This is a genomic window from Paenibacillus sp. PvP094, from assembly GCF_040546835.1.
In the GTDB taxonomy this organism is placed as follows: Bacteria; Bacillota; Bacilli; order Paenibacillales; family Paenibacillaceae; genus Paenibacillus; species Paenibacillus illinoisensis.
Genome location: NZ_JBEPOM010000001.1, coordinates 5,324,210 through 5,338,788 on the forward strand (window position 1 = coordinate 5,324,210; position 14,579 = coordinate 5,338,788).

Annotated in this window: 10 protein-coding genes; 2 read left to right on the top strand and 8 right to left on the bottom strand. The window is 47.0% G+C overall.

What is annotated here, in order from left to right; translation table 11 throughout:
• Positions 1 to 162: 162 nt before the first annotated feature.
• The 7 genes from ABIC22_RS24225 to ABIC22_RS24255 form a co-directional block, all read right to left on the bottom strand.
• Positions 163 to 441 (bottom strand): hypothetical protein, encoded by a 279-nt coding sequence (locus tag ABIC22_RS24225; RefSeq protein ID WP_354484400.1) that lies wholly within the window; start codon positions 439 to 441, stop codon positions 163 to 165.
• Positions 428 to 2,113 carry a hypothetical protein gene (locus ABIC22_RS24230; protein ID WP_354484402.1) on the bottom strand — a complete coding sequence of 562 codons (1,686 nt, stop codon included), beginning with the start codon at positions 2,111 to 2,113 and terminating at the stop codon, positions 428 to 430. Before ABIC22_RS24230 ends, ABIC22_RS24225 begins: the two co-directional genes overlap by 14 nt.
• 100 nt (positions 2,114 to 2,213) lie before the next feature.
• On the bottom strand, positions 2,214 to 5,774 hold the full coding sequence (locus ABIC22_RS24235) for a DUF4132 domain-containing protein (RefSeq protein ID WP_354484404.1): 3,561 nt from the start codon (positions 5,772 to 5,774) through the stop codon (positions 2,214 to 2,216).
• 48 nt (positions 5,775 to 5,822) lie between these two features.
• On the bottom strand, positions 5,823 to 7,013 hold the full coding sequence (locus ABIC22_RS24240) for a VWA domain-containing protein (RefSeq protein ID WP_127540054.1): 1,191 nt from the start codon (positions 7,011 to 7,013) through the stop codon (positions 5,823 to 5,825).
• The gene (locus tag ABIC22_RS24245) at positions 6,998 to 9,412 is read right to left on the bottom strand and encodes a DUF5682 family protein (RefSeq protein WP_354484406.1); all 2,415 of its coding nucleotides are present in this window, start codon (positions 9,410 to 9,412) and stop codon (positions 6,998 to 7,000) included. Before ABIC22_RS24245 ends, ABIC22_RS24240 begins: the two co-directional genes overlap by 16 nt.
• A complete protein-coding gene (locus tag ABIC22_RS24250; RefSeq protein ID WP_354484408.1) occupies positions 9,400 to 10,500 on the bottom strand; it encodes an ATP-binding protein in 1,101 nt (366 codons plus the stop codon). The genes ABIC22_RS24245 and ABIC22_RS24250 overlap by 13 nt, the downstream gene beginning before the upstream one ends.
• 301 nt (positions 10,501 to 10,801) lie before the next feature.
• On the bottom strand, positions 10,802 to 11,779 hold the full coding sequence (locus ABIC22_RS24255) for an aldo/keto reductase (protein ID WP_354484410.1): 978 nt from the start codon (positions 11,777 to 11,779) through the stop codon (positions 10,802 to 10,804).
• Positions 11,780 to 12,068: 289 nt separating this feature from the next.
• Here ABIC22_RS24255 and ABIC22_RS24260 point away from each other — a divergent pair, with 289 nt between their 5' ends.
• Both ABIC22_RS24260 and ABIC22_RS24265 read left to right on the top strand, forming a co-directional pair.
• Positions 12,069 to 13,259, top strand: a complete 1,191-nt coding sequence (locus ABIC22_RS24260; RefSeq protein WP_154894285.1) for a cytochrome P450 family protein — start codon at positions 12,069 to 12,071, stop codon at positions 13,257 to 13,259.
• A 41-nt stretch (positions 13,260 to 13,300) separates the two neighbouring features.
• Positions 13,301 to 13,660, top strand: coding sequence for a ribosomal protein L7/L12 (locus tag ABIC22_RS24265; RefSeq protein WP_354484412.1), 360 nt, complete (start codon positions 13,301 to 13,303; stop codon positions 13,658 to 13,660).
• Positions 13,661 to 13,793: 133 nt separating this feature from the next.
• Here the strand turns inward: ABIC22_RS24265 and ABIC22_RS24270 are convergent, their stop codons facing one another.
• A complete protein-coding gene (locus ABIC22_RS24270) occupies positions 13,794 to 14,549 on the bottom strand; it encodes an SDR family NAD(P)-dependent oxidoreductase (RefSeq protein WP_127540066.1) in 756 nt (251 codons plus the stop codon).
• Positions 14,550 to 14,579: the final 30 nt, after the last annotated feature.

Genomic DNA, 14,579 nt, shown 5'->3' on the forward strand with positions numbered 1-14,579 from the left:
AAACCGGGATATGACATCTAAGCGAATATTACTACTGAATCGTGAGCAACAAGGTGTTTGGTATACGGAGTTGTATAAATCCAGTGAAGTAAACCAAGTAATGCTCTCTCCATAAAAAAAGATTTGCAGAGGCACTCGCTTCTGCAAATCTTTCGCAATGCTTCAGGATGTTTCCTGAATGCTTAGTTGTACATACTGGGTTAAGCGGCAATAATGGTTCAGCAGAAGCTCCTCGTTGCTATTACCAAGAGCCAGGCTGCGTCCTTCCGCAATCAATAGCCCTACAATTTCCTCAAGGAATGTCAGTTGAAACCGTTTGATCTCCACTAGAAACTGTTCTAACACGCCTACATCCTTCATGGTAAATTGGGATATTCCGCGCAGTAGCAATTCTTCTGCCCAGCCGCCGATCTGCTGCATGAACTGACTATAGTCTTCCAAGTCTACCCGTCCTTCCATAGCCTATATCCAATTTCAGGCTGATTACCCGTTGACCCTTCAAAAAGCTGATCGGGTAAAATTTGCTCTGTTCAACTCGAACAAAAGCATAAAAGTGTTCGAGCGAGGCGGCTCCGTATCCTGACTCGAGACGCTGGATCATCATGTGCCAGTCCATGGAGTAAGGAAGCGTCAGAGGAAGCAGTTCCCCTTCTTCCGTTTCAATGGAAAGGATAAGTTGTTGAGTTCGTTTGTCAAAGCTGTGATCTACGATCCGGGCAACCCGAAGAATGGCAAAACGCTCCTTCGGATTGGTAAATAGCTCAAATGTCCTTGAATCCTCAAGAAGTAGAGAAGGAACATTCTGCAAGTATTTACCCAGATTCACATCTTCCACTTTCGTTCGCGTCATAAGTTCCAGCTTCGCACCCTCCCCTGAAGAGAGCCTGCGGTCGTTGTTCACTTTTACCGTTTGGAACTGCAGCTCCTCCCCGGCAAATTGACGGAAGGTCACGTTGGTGTGCCAAGGCGTAAACGCCCCATAATGCTCTGCGTAGGAAAATGAATTGTCGTCATAGTAAACAGCTCGCACATCACTGTACGTGTATATTTCTTCGTCTTCAAAACAGTAGAAATAATACGTAATGCCCCGGTAACCGGACCTGGTTTCCCATGCATCTGCTCCTAAACCATACAGATGTAGCTGCGGAACTGTGTAATACTTACTGCGAAAACTGCCAATAAGCTGGCTCTGCATATAAGCTGAAGTACGCTCTAGCTCCAAGACCTGCAATGCGAGATACAACTTGGACACCCGATCAAGCATGGTATGCATGGAGAAACGAATATGTCGATTGAAAAATAGCTCTAATTCACCCTGAATTCCCCGTAAACTTCGTTCAACATCAGGGAGGTTACCACTATGCGCAGCTACAGCGAGTGTCTCCAGCTGGGCCATATAGGACTGTGGCAGCCTGGCAAGCCCCGTTTTTAACAGATCGGCAAGCATGCTCCGGCATTCACGGACGGTTTGAATGGAGAACTTGGTATCATATACTCGTCCACTCAAGACATTCTCATCGTCCACATGTTGTTGTCTGCGATATCGAAGCAAGGCTTCCAGCTTCGCCATATTTCCAGCCGTTTGTTTAACCTTACACAGCGCCTTTGCGAGACTGGGTTCCTGAGTGAATGAAACCTCGATGTTTTGTCTTACAAGTCGCACGGTAAGAAGGGAATCTTCCAGAACTTCGATCTGCTCGGGATACTTCAACCGGAACCAAACCTCTTCAATCATCGAGGAGCTATACGATTGGATTAACGTAGACAGGTCAGACTCTGTCATCCAGCGGAAACGGGATTCATCACCCGGTGTTAACTCCTTTGCATCCATAGCAATCGAACTGGAATTCGAGTTATTGTCAGTCGCTTCAGTTAATGGAACTGTCTCGGCCTGAATATCTTGCCCCGCAGCATTTTCATCCGTCTGATATTCACGCTGATAATACAGAATCGAGATCAGAACATGTTTGCAGATGTGCTCTGACGGACAGGAGCAATCCCAGTGATCGAGCGTACTTTCCAGCGTACAGAGAGTTCCATCACTCAACTGACAGCTGACTGAAGATTCATTCCACGTGTATTCCACACTCACATCGTTATCTATTTCTTTCAAAGACCTCTTGTACAATCCCTTATTTGCATGCCTTATGAGGTAGTCTTCCGTGCACAATTTGGAAAATGTCCTGAATTTATGTTCAAATTCACTCACGCAATCAACGCCCCGACGCTCTTAGGATATCGTAGAGCGTTTCACTGAAGACGCGTCCCGGAATCTGACCCAGAGCAATGCTTTTGTTATTGCTGTAGTAATAATTTCTCTTGTTCTCCGGTCTGAAGAAATGGAGAGATTCCAACGTAATATCGTCCATCCCCTCATAATACGTAATACTGGTACCGCTGAAACGCAGTTCAGCTACGTATTCATCGTACTCCTTGTAAAATTCATGATACCAGCCGCCGTCCATTGCCGGCCCTTTGATCCAACCGAATTTCTCCAGTGCTTTTGGGAAAGCGGTCGGTGAAAATTCCGATTCCGGAAGTCGGGAGTACTCCTCAAGCTTGGTGTCTTCTTCCTCAGGCAGGTGAATTTCTCGGTTAAGCTGCTCGAAAGGCTGCTTCACTTCGTAGTCTTCGAGCTGTGTTTTCCAGCCGTCCAGGGTGGATGCTTCAAGTTCAAGAGGGTGTATGAGTCCTACCTGTATATTCAGAGGCAGCTCATATTCATCCTCATCCACAGTATTAAAGGTGCCATCTTCCATGTAGCGGAATGTGCTATTCAGCTGACCATCTTCATATGTGCCCCAGATCAAACCTACAGCGAATTTTTGCATGATCACATTTTCAACAAAGAGTGCTTTCCACTCTTCAGCGGACCACAGACGCTGCTTGGACAATGATTCCTCCAGGCGCTGTGCCTGAATGCCCACCATTGTTTTGAGATCTTTCTTCAGCTGCGTAAAACGTGCTTTGGATTGCGCAGCGAGCTCTGCATCATCCTTCTGTGCTGGTGCGGGCAAGCTTTTCACTGTTTTACCCGTTTCTTCGTTCAGAACGACGACCTGCAAATCCCCATTCACTTTAATGAGGAATGAACGCTCACCGTAACTCAGCCTCATCGTTCCTGACTCGTCAAAACCAAGCGTAGTTACAAGCCGGTCTTCTAACTGTTCCGGTGTAAGTCCCAAGTTGTCGGCCGCAAGCTGCAGCGCTTCTTCTGCCGCGCCTTTCACCTGACGGTTCTTGACGCTGCGTTTAATTTTATCAATGGCCATGAGAGCAGATGGCTCTTTCAGGTAAGCGAGTACTTTCACAGCATCTGCCGCAATAGCTCCACGGCTGTTTTCGGTCCATTCCTTGATCTGAGGCGTCAGAATGTGAACGATTTGCACACTGCCAAAGAGCGCAGAGATATACATCACCCATTTCTCCTTCGCAGGTGCACCGTCCTGAATCCATAACTGGAGCAGCTCAGTCGCGAATCGAGATAACGATTCTCCGTCTACATACTCCCGCAGTTCATTCAGCCTTTCGTTCGGTGCAGATGTATGATCTACCGATTGGACCAGAATATATTGCTTGATTCGATCATCCAAAGGTTGATTGTCTTCGGAACGAATAAGAGAAGGCAAGTCCTTCAGGGATAACCAACTAAATCTAGCCAGCTTTTTGGCATCCGCCTGATCAGCAAGTGCAGCATGGGCATATTCCGGGCTTTGATCTGCGGTATCCAGCAGAATTTGAATCAAGTTCTTCCATTCCGCCGACTTCTCACCCTCGAGAAGCTCACGATATAGCTCTTTATTATGATCCAGGCTGCGTATGGCGCTTAGCGCCATTTCTTTCACGCTTGCTTTTTTCTCTGAACGATAGATCGTTGTAAACAGTTCCGGATCAGGTACACGATTGAATTCGGATAATGCGAGACTGTTGGCTTTTTTGGATGAATCCTGCAGTCCCGCGCGAATCGCCTCGGCCAGTTTCTCCGTCTTGAGTTCACTTCGCTCCTCGAAGGTAATCTCCAAAATTAAAATACGTGTGTCCGTTGGGAGCTTTTTATACTGTCCCAGAGCATAGTCGAGATTTTGCTGAATAATCCGGCGGTACTCATCCTGAGGCATTGCTTTGTACCTGTAATCCGTCATACCGTTTAGCGAGATCAGACTGGTCAACAGCTTATCCTGCAGTACCTCCGGATCTTGCCCATAATGCTGCAGAAGCTTCTCTCCGCTGAAAGCGTAGGAGCGATACATATCTGAGACGATATCCAGCGTCCAGTCCGGATAGGTAGCCAGAATTACAAACCGGCGCATTGCCTCTGAATCCACTGGCAGGAAGCTGATGGCAATCAGAGTCTGAATACGTTTTTTGTCACGATTCAGATTGTTAAACAGACTGCGGCTGTTGGAGTCTTTCCAGTAATCTTCAAATGATGTCTGACCTTCGAGATACCGTGCGATGGCAAGACCACTGCGACCACCATCTAATGGCTCCCGGAGTACTGCATAGACGGCTTGTTCAAGCGTACCGTCCGCATCAGGGATTTCTCTACCGTGATCTTCCAAAATCTTTTGGATAACCAACTTGAGGTAAGGGGTTTTGAGTATATGATAAGCTCGTATGGATTGTTCCGGATCACTCATAATGGCCGACTGAATTGACTGCCATGATATCGTATACATATTCAATTCGTTATTCATAAGCTCGATCAGTTGGTATGGTTCATCCAGAGGAAGCAGCCCAGCGAGCAGCCCGTCGGCATTTTTGGCTCTGGAATCCATGCTCATCAGATACATGCGCGTCTCAAACGGATAGATTTCATGCAGCTGAGTAATTGCCTCCAATAGAGCTTGACCTGTTTCGCCTTTGTTCTCGAGGAACCGGTCCTTCCCGCCATGGACATTGATCAGATACAACAACGAGCTGCTTATCAAGATCATGGTCTGATGGAACACATTCTGAGACAATTGTTCTTTTTTATTCAATGAAGTGTCCGGATAGAGCTCTTCCATCAGGCGATTTCGTTTTTGCTGAAGAAATTCCGGTTTCAGATCATGCACTGACCGATTAGATCGGCTCTGCATGGAGCACACAACCAGTGGCTCAATAAGCTTATGTAACGCCGGGCGGAGCTGCCCTGCATCATCAGCAACGACCAGTTGAAGTAACTCAGGCAGGTGATTGCTTAGTAATTGCAACTGTGCTGCCTGTGAAGGAACTCCGTTCAGCTTGGAATACAGTTTCAGGAGAAGCAAGGCGTCGATAATTTCCCGCTCATGGTTACCATATCCGTTGCCTTTTTTGGACTCAACAAATACCTGTACACGGCTTAGCCTGCTTTTGAGCTCATCTACAATTTCTTTTTCTCCGGCAAACTGACGTATTTTCTCCAATCGGGACAGCAGACCACCGATCCGATCTGGGCTTTTGCTCTTTCCACTCAAGCCGTAGGCTTCAGAGTCATTGCCGAGACATATGGTGAAGCCATCAGTAGCCCACGAATTGCGTCTGGAGTAGTGGGATTCCAGGTGAATGACAATAGCCCCTGCCCGGAAAAATATATCTCCATCATCTTTCTTGGCAAGCTTCATGAGCGCATCAATTGTATAGTAGACATAATGGCTGGAATTCCCTATCATTTCGGGAAACTTGTCCGTGTTTCCCAGCACATAATCAATGATTTCCTGACTCCGATCTGTTTTTAGGGAGTAATCCTTCGAGCACATCTCAGCAAACTTCTCAACTAACGCCTCAACAGCGCGATCTGTAGTAAGCATTACACATTCCTCCTTAAATTTTGAGTGAAAAACCTTGTTATTAACTCATTACGTGATAATCTCGCCGATCCAGTCTGCGAGCTCGTTAGGGGTAATTGCGGCGACATGCGCTCCCATATTGGTTAAGGTTTGTGCGGCATGTTTGTTATAGACGGTATCCCCATTAAAATCGAGTGCAGTGAGCACAAGCAGTTTACAACCGGCATCTATAATATCCTTACACGCTTTATACATTTGTTGGATCGGATATCCCTCTTCCAGATCACTTACAAGGATGTAGATCGTTTTGCCAGGATTATCAATCAAGGTCTCACCATAACGCAGAGCCTTGGTAATATGAGTGCCTCCGCCGAGCTGTACACTCATGAGCACGTCAACCGGATCATCCAACCTGTCACTTAGATCGACAACCTGGGTATCAAATATAAACAAGTGGGTGCGCAGCGCATTCAACCGATAGAAGATACTAGCCATTACTGAGCTGTAAATGACCGAGTCCATCATGCTGCCGCTCTCGTCAACAGCAATGATGACGTTCCATTTATTATGCGGCTGGATATTACCGTCGAAATAAAGACGATCAATCACCAACCTGCGGTTAGTTCGATCAACATTTTTCAGATTCTTGGTAATGGTTCGTTTGAAATTAAGATTACGCAGGGACTTTACGGAACTTGGTGTGTAACGGCTGCGTTTTCCCATGATGCTGGCTCTGGTCTGGGACTCCAGTTTACGCTGAAGGTCCTCAACTACAGTCCGTACGATCTCCTTCGCACTCCGCAGGACGTCCCCTTTCATTCGTCCTTTGAATTGCATGATGTTTTTCAGCAGGTTCATGTTGGGTTCGAGAGACTCAAGCAGTTTTTTGTCAGTTAACAGCTCCGTTAGACCATAACGATCCAGTGCCTGTTTCTCCAGCAGCTCCACGGTTGGCTTGGGGAATAATTCCCTGACCTTATGCAACCAGTTTGGAACCGTAAGATTAGAGGTGCCTCGTCCTCCTTCTTTTCGGTATCCCTGTTCTTCGCCATATTCCCGATTGTAGAGGTAACCCAGAATTTCATCGATTTCGGTATACTTGAAATGCTCCGCGTCGTATGCATCCGTATTCGATAACCCTTCTTCAGCAGATTCTCCCAAGATCAATCGCCATCGGTTCAGCGTTTCAGCCTGATTGGAATCAGGAAGGGACTTCAGGGGATCAGGAGTTCTCTCCCCTCTGTTCAGATCAGCTTCCATGTCTCAAACTCCTTCCGGATGGCTTCATCCCAGGATTTCACCTGAATCAGTGTGTGTTCGTCGATCCCCGGTATCGCCATCTCTTCAGATTGAACCTGATGCAGCTTCGCAACCCGATCCGCAATCAGTGTTGTCTCCATAGGTGTAAAGTAGGTGAATGCAAGCCTTAGTTCCGGGATCATCAACATAAATTCATCATGATCCAGCTGCTCTATCATGTAATTCAGCTCGGATAACAGCTGATCTTCATATAAAAATGCGTCTCGTGCCACGGAAAACACGCCCTGTAAATACAGCGCTGTCTGCCGCATTTGATCCGGCGTTCCGCGAATGTATCCCCGAGCACGATCAACGATCTCTTCCCTTGACCGATCACCAAGTCCCGAGGAAATGGCCAGGCATACACCTTCGAGTTGAGCCGGAAGGTTGTGATCTGCCAGCAGCTCATTCAGATGAGCTCTGAAGGTTTCATCGCGGTAACGTTCTTCGGAAGATTCCGCCAGCATCGCGAGCAGCTTCAGCCCCTGTATAACAGGCTGATGCTCATCAGGATTCGTTCTCGCGAGCTGAAGCAATTTGTCCACTGCGTTATTGTAGGCTTCGGCAACCAGCTCGGGAAGATGGCTGTCATCCGACAATCCAAGTAATCTTCGGTGCTGGTGAATTCGGTCCAGAATGTGCAGACTCCCGCATAGGGATAGGAAATTTCCATCTTTCCTCAGTGCTGAGCGGACCTGATCATACAATTGCGCTGCTGTATCCTGTAAACCCATAAGCAGAGCCTGGAGCATGGATCTAGCAAGCTCACCGCTATGATGATCCGGAATATCCTGCATGTGTTCTGCCATTTTTCGGGTTGCCGCTTCCTGAATGGTACCACCATAGAGTGAATTTTCGATTAATCTTGCTTCAATCCTTGATGAATAGGTATAGACCCAGGTTTCCCTGACCAAATTCATATCTCGCTGGGCAATCCAGTCTGGTCCGGATTGACGTTTCGCGAATTCGGGAACCAGATAGGTAATGCATTGGAACAATTGACTAAGCTGCCGATGCCCTGGTTTGGCATATAGATCAAGGACCTTCTTGTGCTGACCAGTCGTACGAATCTGCAGCTTCGATACCGCACAGCGGGCTTTGAAATCCTCAACAATCGGAATGTTGAATGAATTGGGGGCCACACTTCCTATGGCATCTCCGGTCAGAAGAAGCTGGAGCTCTTGCAGCGGTTTTTCTGTAGCCAGTGTAAGCTCACCTTTGACAAAGGAAGATGTTGCCGCGTCCATCAGTTCATAGACTCCGCCTTCTTTTTTATCCCGAAGCGCTGCAAGCCCCTGAACCATGCTGTATGCCTCAATCGCGTCACTGGTCGATACGTGCTCATGGCCCTTACGGAGTGCACGTGTAAGCTTGGACAGCAGATTTACTGCCGTTACGTTGTATGCGGTACTTTTCTTGCGGAGCAGCTCGCTCCATATCATGTCGTAGTAATTCACATATGGCATTCCACTCGCGTAACCATTCAGACGGTCCGCTTCTGCAAAGGTGTACACCATGGGATACATCTGCTGATGCACCGAATTCCTGGTTTCAGAGCTTATATTCTTCTTCCCAGGCTTCTCTGAAGACTTCTGCGAAGCCAAGTCTGTTTCCAAGCCCAGTAGCCCGTACGTATGGAATCCACCTGTAATGACGAGCACGCGATCATATTTCAAGGAAGCCTCACGTATGCAGCTTCGCATGTGTTCTTCTCTCGCAAGGTCACCGGAACGGTGTAACCGATCAGCTGTGTAACACATACGAGATAACGTACAATAAGTGAACACATCCTTTACAAATTCCTGTGTGGATTTCTCCAAGCCACCGATCTCAAACACTTTCTCCCATAGCTCGTCGAAGCTGCGGCAGTTCATTTTTTGACACAAACGGTTGATAAAATCCGAACTGGCCAGCAGCGTTTCATCCTGAACAGATATTTCATGCTGTTCCGCTTTCTCCTTGTTGGCGAAATGATAGTAATCGAGATCAATGAACTGTGCAGGAATGCCAAGCCTCGATGCCTCCCGTAACGCTACATATTCTGGGGAATAACGCAGCATCGGATAATAACACGCCGCGCGGTCATCCTCGCTCTCATAGGTATAATACAAACTGACTGGAGGGATCGTTGCTTCATCAGCCAACACGGAGAGAAATGGATTCCCGCTCTCGGGTCCTTCGATCAGAATACTGTCCGGCTTGTATTCCTCAATCAATTGCAACAAATGATAAGAGCAAACCGGGCTATGGTGCCTTATAGGAAAATAAACCGTACCATTATTCAGGTTATACACCTGAGACTCAAAGAGGGGTTGTAACTGGGTAACATCCGGCTCCACTTGTGGCGCTACCCGATCCATTTTTTCTCCTCGTAATAGTCCTTCCAAATTCCCTCTTCTTTGGAGCGCTCCTTCACAACCTTGGAGAAGTAGGCTTTGAGAACGGACAGATCCTTGTCATTTTCTTTGGCAATGGTTCCAAGCATGTTCTGAACCAGGCGATCCAATGCAATTCCCTTATCCTCGTAATAATATGAAGTCATTGCACTCTGTACGTATACGGAAACGGCTTCTGCAGTACTCATGGAAGCTTGGGGCGTGTCCAGCTTGTATCCCTCGCGGCTTATTCCGGTACGCAGCTCCATGAATGTCGTCGCAAGAAGCTCGACCACATCCGGATTAATTTCAATATCAATATCACTATGTAATAAAAGGCTTCGTGCCTGGGATTCAATAATTTTCGCTTCCATCTTCACACTGCTGATCGGCTTGATCGTTTCGAAGTTGAAACGGCGTTTCAGCGCACCACTCATCTCGTTAACACCCTTATCACGAATATTCGCTGTAGCAATAACGTTAAACCCCGGCTTGGCAAACAGCACGCCACCATCGAGCTCAGGAATACTCATGACTTTGTCGCTTAGAATACTGATCAGACTATCCTGCGCTTCAGCCGGACAACGTGTAATCTCTTCGAAACGGGTGATGATGCCTTTCTTCATGCCGCTGTATAACGGGGCTGGAACAAGAGCCGCTTCCGATGGACCTTTATCAAGCAGCATCGCATAATTCCAAGAATACTTGATCATGTCCTCCGTTGTGCCTGCCGTACCTTGAATGGTGTTCAGACTGGTTCCCGAGATCGCAGCTGTCAGCAGCTCACTGAGCATCGTCTTCGCCGTTCCCGGTTCTCCCACCAGCATTAAGCCGCGATTGCCCGCCAGCGTTACCACCGCACGTTCAATTAAGACGTCATTCCCATAGAATTTACGAGTAATCGGAATGGCTTCTCCATCCAACATGGCGGGTTTGTCCCTGCCAATAATGAAATCTCGCACATATGCGGGGGATAATAACCAGTTGGGGGGCCGTTTCCCCTTGTCTTCCTCCCGAAGTGCGCGTAATTCAGTCTCATATAATGTCTCAGCCGGCGGCTTAAGCATTTCCATCGTTATCCTTAATCTCCTTCCACAAAACAGATCGTATGTTCTTATTCCTCTTATTTTATCACAGTGGTTTCTGAACCACCTTAGAAACCGGGAAAAATGGTTGAAACGTCCCTCTTATCAGAACTCTGAACTAAGTCTATGGACATGGAATATAGCGCATTTATGTATTCATTAGACGACTAATACCCGTATTGAATCTATCAATAAAAAGACAAATAAAAAAACACAGACCGCCGGCCTGTGTTTCGTTCTCATTTAAGAGAAAATGTTTCCGCTAATGGGGAATCCATATGTTTCCTGCTTACATTCTTCTTCCACAGGACGCTGAATATAGCTCATACCATTCATGTCGTGTTAGTTCAATCCGGGTAGCATCACGGCAGGCTCGGATACGTTCCGGACGAATTGAACCAATCACAGGTTGAATGCCCGCGGGATGTTTCATTAACCAAGCGAGTACAATGGATTCAGCCGTTACGCCCCGTTCCCTGGCAACCTTATTCACGACCTGGACGGTATGTTCAATCTCGGGTCTCTGATCTTCGACTACCCTGCCCGTAAATCTCCCTTGCGCAAGTGGCCCCCAAGCCTGCAGCTGGATATTCTCGGCCTGACAATACTCCATCGTACCGTAAGGGAAGACTTGGTCCTTGGCTTGTGGACGGTTCACGGTAACCCCCGCTTCCACGAATCCGATTTTGTCCAAACTCATCTCGAGCTGGTTCACGATAAGTGGCACCGAACTATTGAGCTGCAGCAGACGAATCTGTTCCGAACCCATGTTGGATACACCAAAATGTCTGACTTTTCCGGATTGATGTAGTTTCGCCAGTGCTTCACCAATCTCCTGAGGGTGTGCGAGAGGGTCAGGACGATGAAGTAACAGAATGTCTAGGTACTCCACGCCGAGCCGGGATAAAATACCGTCAACACTAGCTTGAATATGCGCACCAGATGTATCGTAGCGCTGCGGACCCTCGTCTTCCAGGGCAAGACGTATGCCGCATTTGGATTGAATGATGATTTGATCTCGCAATCCCTTTTTCTCTGACAGAATTCGTCCAAATACATGCTCTGCTTTGCCACGTGTATAGATATCAGCCAGGTCATAATGATTAATACCGATCTCCAGAGCAGCCTCGACTGCCTCGTGACCTTCATGTACTAGATCATCGGTGATAGGAAGTCCGTCCCACTCGCCTCCAAATCGCATACAACCTAATACAAGCGGACTCGCTGGAATTTGGTGACGATTCAGAGGAAGCCGTGTTTCATTCATGATAGATTGCTCCTTACTTAGAAATTTTCACTAGTATTGATTCACTACTGCTTCTCTCTTCAGTCTGAATTTTCCTTCTCCTTCCAATAAAATCTTCCTCTCCATGGTTATGTCTTCTTCTCGGCTCCTCTACAGGAAAACCGATTTCAATGAAAACAAGGTTTCTACGATCTTCATATTGAATATATAGAGGGTGCAGGCATTAGGTATCAAGCCGCAGAAGCATACATATGATCCTTTTAGCAAAGGACTTCATATTTGAGCTCTTGGATGAGAGGAGAGAATTGAATTGAATACGAATGAAACGTCACAAACGGCATTCTTTACCAAGGAATTCACTCAAAACCCCTACCCCGTGTACGAAAAGTTGAGAGAAACAGACCCTGTTTTCAAGGTCATGTTTCCTCATGGCGAGTTCGGATGGATTATAACCCGGTATGAGGATGCGGTCGAAGTACTCAAGGATCAACGCTTCAGTAAGGATGTAGCCAAACGATATGGACCCGAAAATCAAACGGTTTTTGTGAATAACATGCTATTTTCTGACCCGCCGGATCACCGCCGCCTGAGAGGACTTGTACAGAAAGCGTTCACGCCCAAATTGGTTGCGGATATGAGAAGCCACATTCAGGACATCGCCGATGATCTGCTGAACAAAATAGGCTCCAGAGATAAAATGAATTTGATTGATGAGTATGCCTTTCCACTTCCGATTATTGTCATTAGTGAGATTCTGGGTGTACCTGTTGAGGATCAGGACAAGTTCCGCGTATGGTCCAATTCGATCATTGATGCATCAAGTTCGGATCACGCGGAGATGTTTGAACAGCATGCGAAGGAGTTTACCGAGTACCTGACCGACTGGTTTGCCAAAGTGCGCGAGAATCCAGGTAAAGACCTGATAAGCCAGCTTGTGATCGCAGAGGAATCCGGACAACAACTCACTGAAAATGAATTACTTGGTGTTGTCTCCCTGCTTATTATTGCTGGCCATGAAACCACGGTTAATTTGATTGGCAATGGTGTATTGGCCCTTCTCGAACACCCCGAGCAGCGAGATCTGCTGATTCAAAAGCCGGAGCTTATCCATAACGCAGTTGAAGAGATGCTGCGGTACAATGGCCCTGTAGAATTCAGTACGTCACGATGGGCGCTGGAGGATGTTGAATTCCGTGGACAGAACATTGCCAAAGGTGAGCTTGTGATTGTGGCGCTTGATTCTGCCAATCGGGATACTGAAAAATTCAAGGATGCCGATATCTTCGACATAACAAGGGAGAAAAGCCAGCATCTCGCTTTTGGTAAAGGCATTCATCTCTGTCTTGGAGCGCCTCTGGCACGTCTGGAAGGCGAAATCGCCATCAGTACATTGCTAGCCCGTTATCCTAAGATACAGCTTCAGACGGATGTTACTGAACTGGAGTGGAGACCCGGCATGATTGTTCGGGGACTGAAGGAACTCCCGGTTCAACTTAAATGATAAAATGATTCACACGTAATGAAAGAGAGGCACTCTACATCATGGAAATCAACACCATTATTTTAATCGTTGTATTACTTCTAATTGTAATACTACTCACCAGAGTAATCAGTCTGCAAAGCCAACTGAATGAACTTAAACGGGATGTGGAACGCATTGAGAATGGTGCTGGCATAACGCAACAAATGCCACGTTCCTCATTGAATTATCCTGTTTCATCATCTACCCAGTCATCTTCGTCCGAACATCCAACGGAGTGGTCAGAGCTGGATCAGGAATTGATCCTAATGATTCAACAAGGCAATAAGATTAAGGCCATCAAAAATCTTCGTGAAGCCAGAAACCTTTCTCTTAAAGAAGCCAAAGATTATGTAGACGCATTAGATCGTACTTCATCCTGATCTGCTTGCTTGTTAACTCTTGAAGCCGATGCTGCTAACGTTGCATCCGCAACGTGGTGACAAATATAAACTTGGAGAGGGAAGACAAAAAAGAGGCCCTGTGTATGACAGGCCTCTTTCTCTTTATGCGATATTATTGTGCAGTTACTGCGCCGTCAATCGGATACACAGCACCATTGATATAAGGAGCTTCATCACCCAACAGGAAGGCAACGAGATTCGCGATCTCTTCCGGCTTACCAAGACGTCCGGACGGAATGCTGTCCACGGTTGCTTTGAACACTTCCGGGTTGTCCTTGCCGAATTGAATGACCATTGGCGTCTCGATTGTTCCTGGTGCAATCGCATTGACACGAATATTGTCTTTGCCATACTCAATGGCTGCTGTACGGGTCAAACCAACTACACCGTGCTTGGTAGCCGCGTAAGGAGCAACTGCCGGAACACCGACAATACCTGCCGTTGAAGCCGTGTTCAGAATGGCACCGCCGCCCGTTTTCAGCATTTCGGTGATGACATATTTCAGTCCATAAAATACGCTTCTAAGATTAATATCGATAATCTGGTCGAACTGCTCAATTGTGTGTTCGATGAGCTTAATACCAGGCCCTGCGATCCCTGCGTTGTTGAAGAACATATCGATTCGTCCGAACTCTTCAACGGTTTTTTTGACATAATTCTCAACGTCACTCGCCTTGCTAACATCGGCCTGTACGAAAATGGCTTTGGCACCAAGCTTCTCAATCTGCTTCACTGTTGCTAGACCAGTCTCCTCGACGAGATCAACAACCACAATGGATGCGCCCTTTTCTGCCAGCTTCAGTGCAGCTGCTTGACCCAATCCACTTCCTGCTCCGGTAATAATGGCTACTTTACCTGTATGACTCATTCTGATCTCCTCCAGTTGTGTTAGTCATCT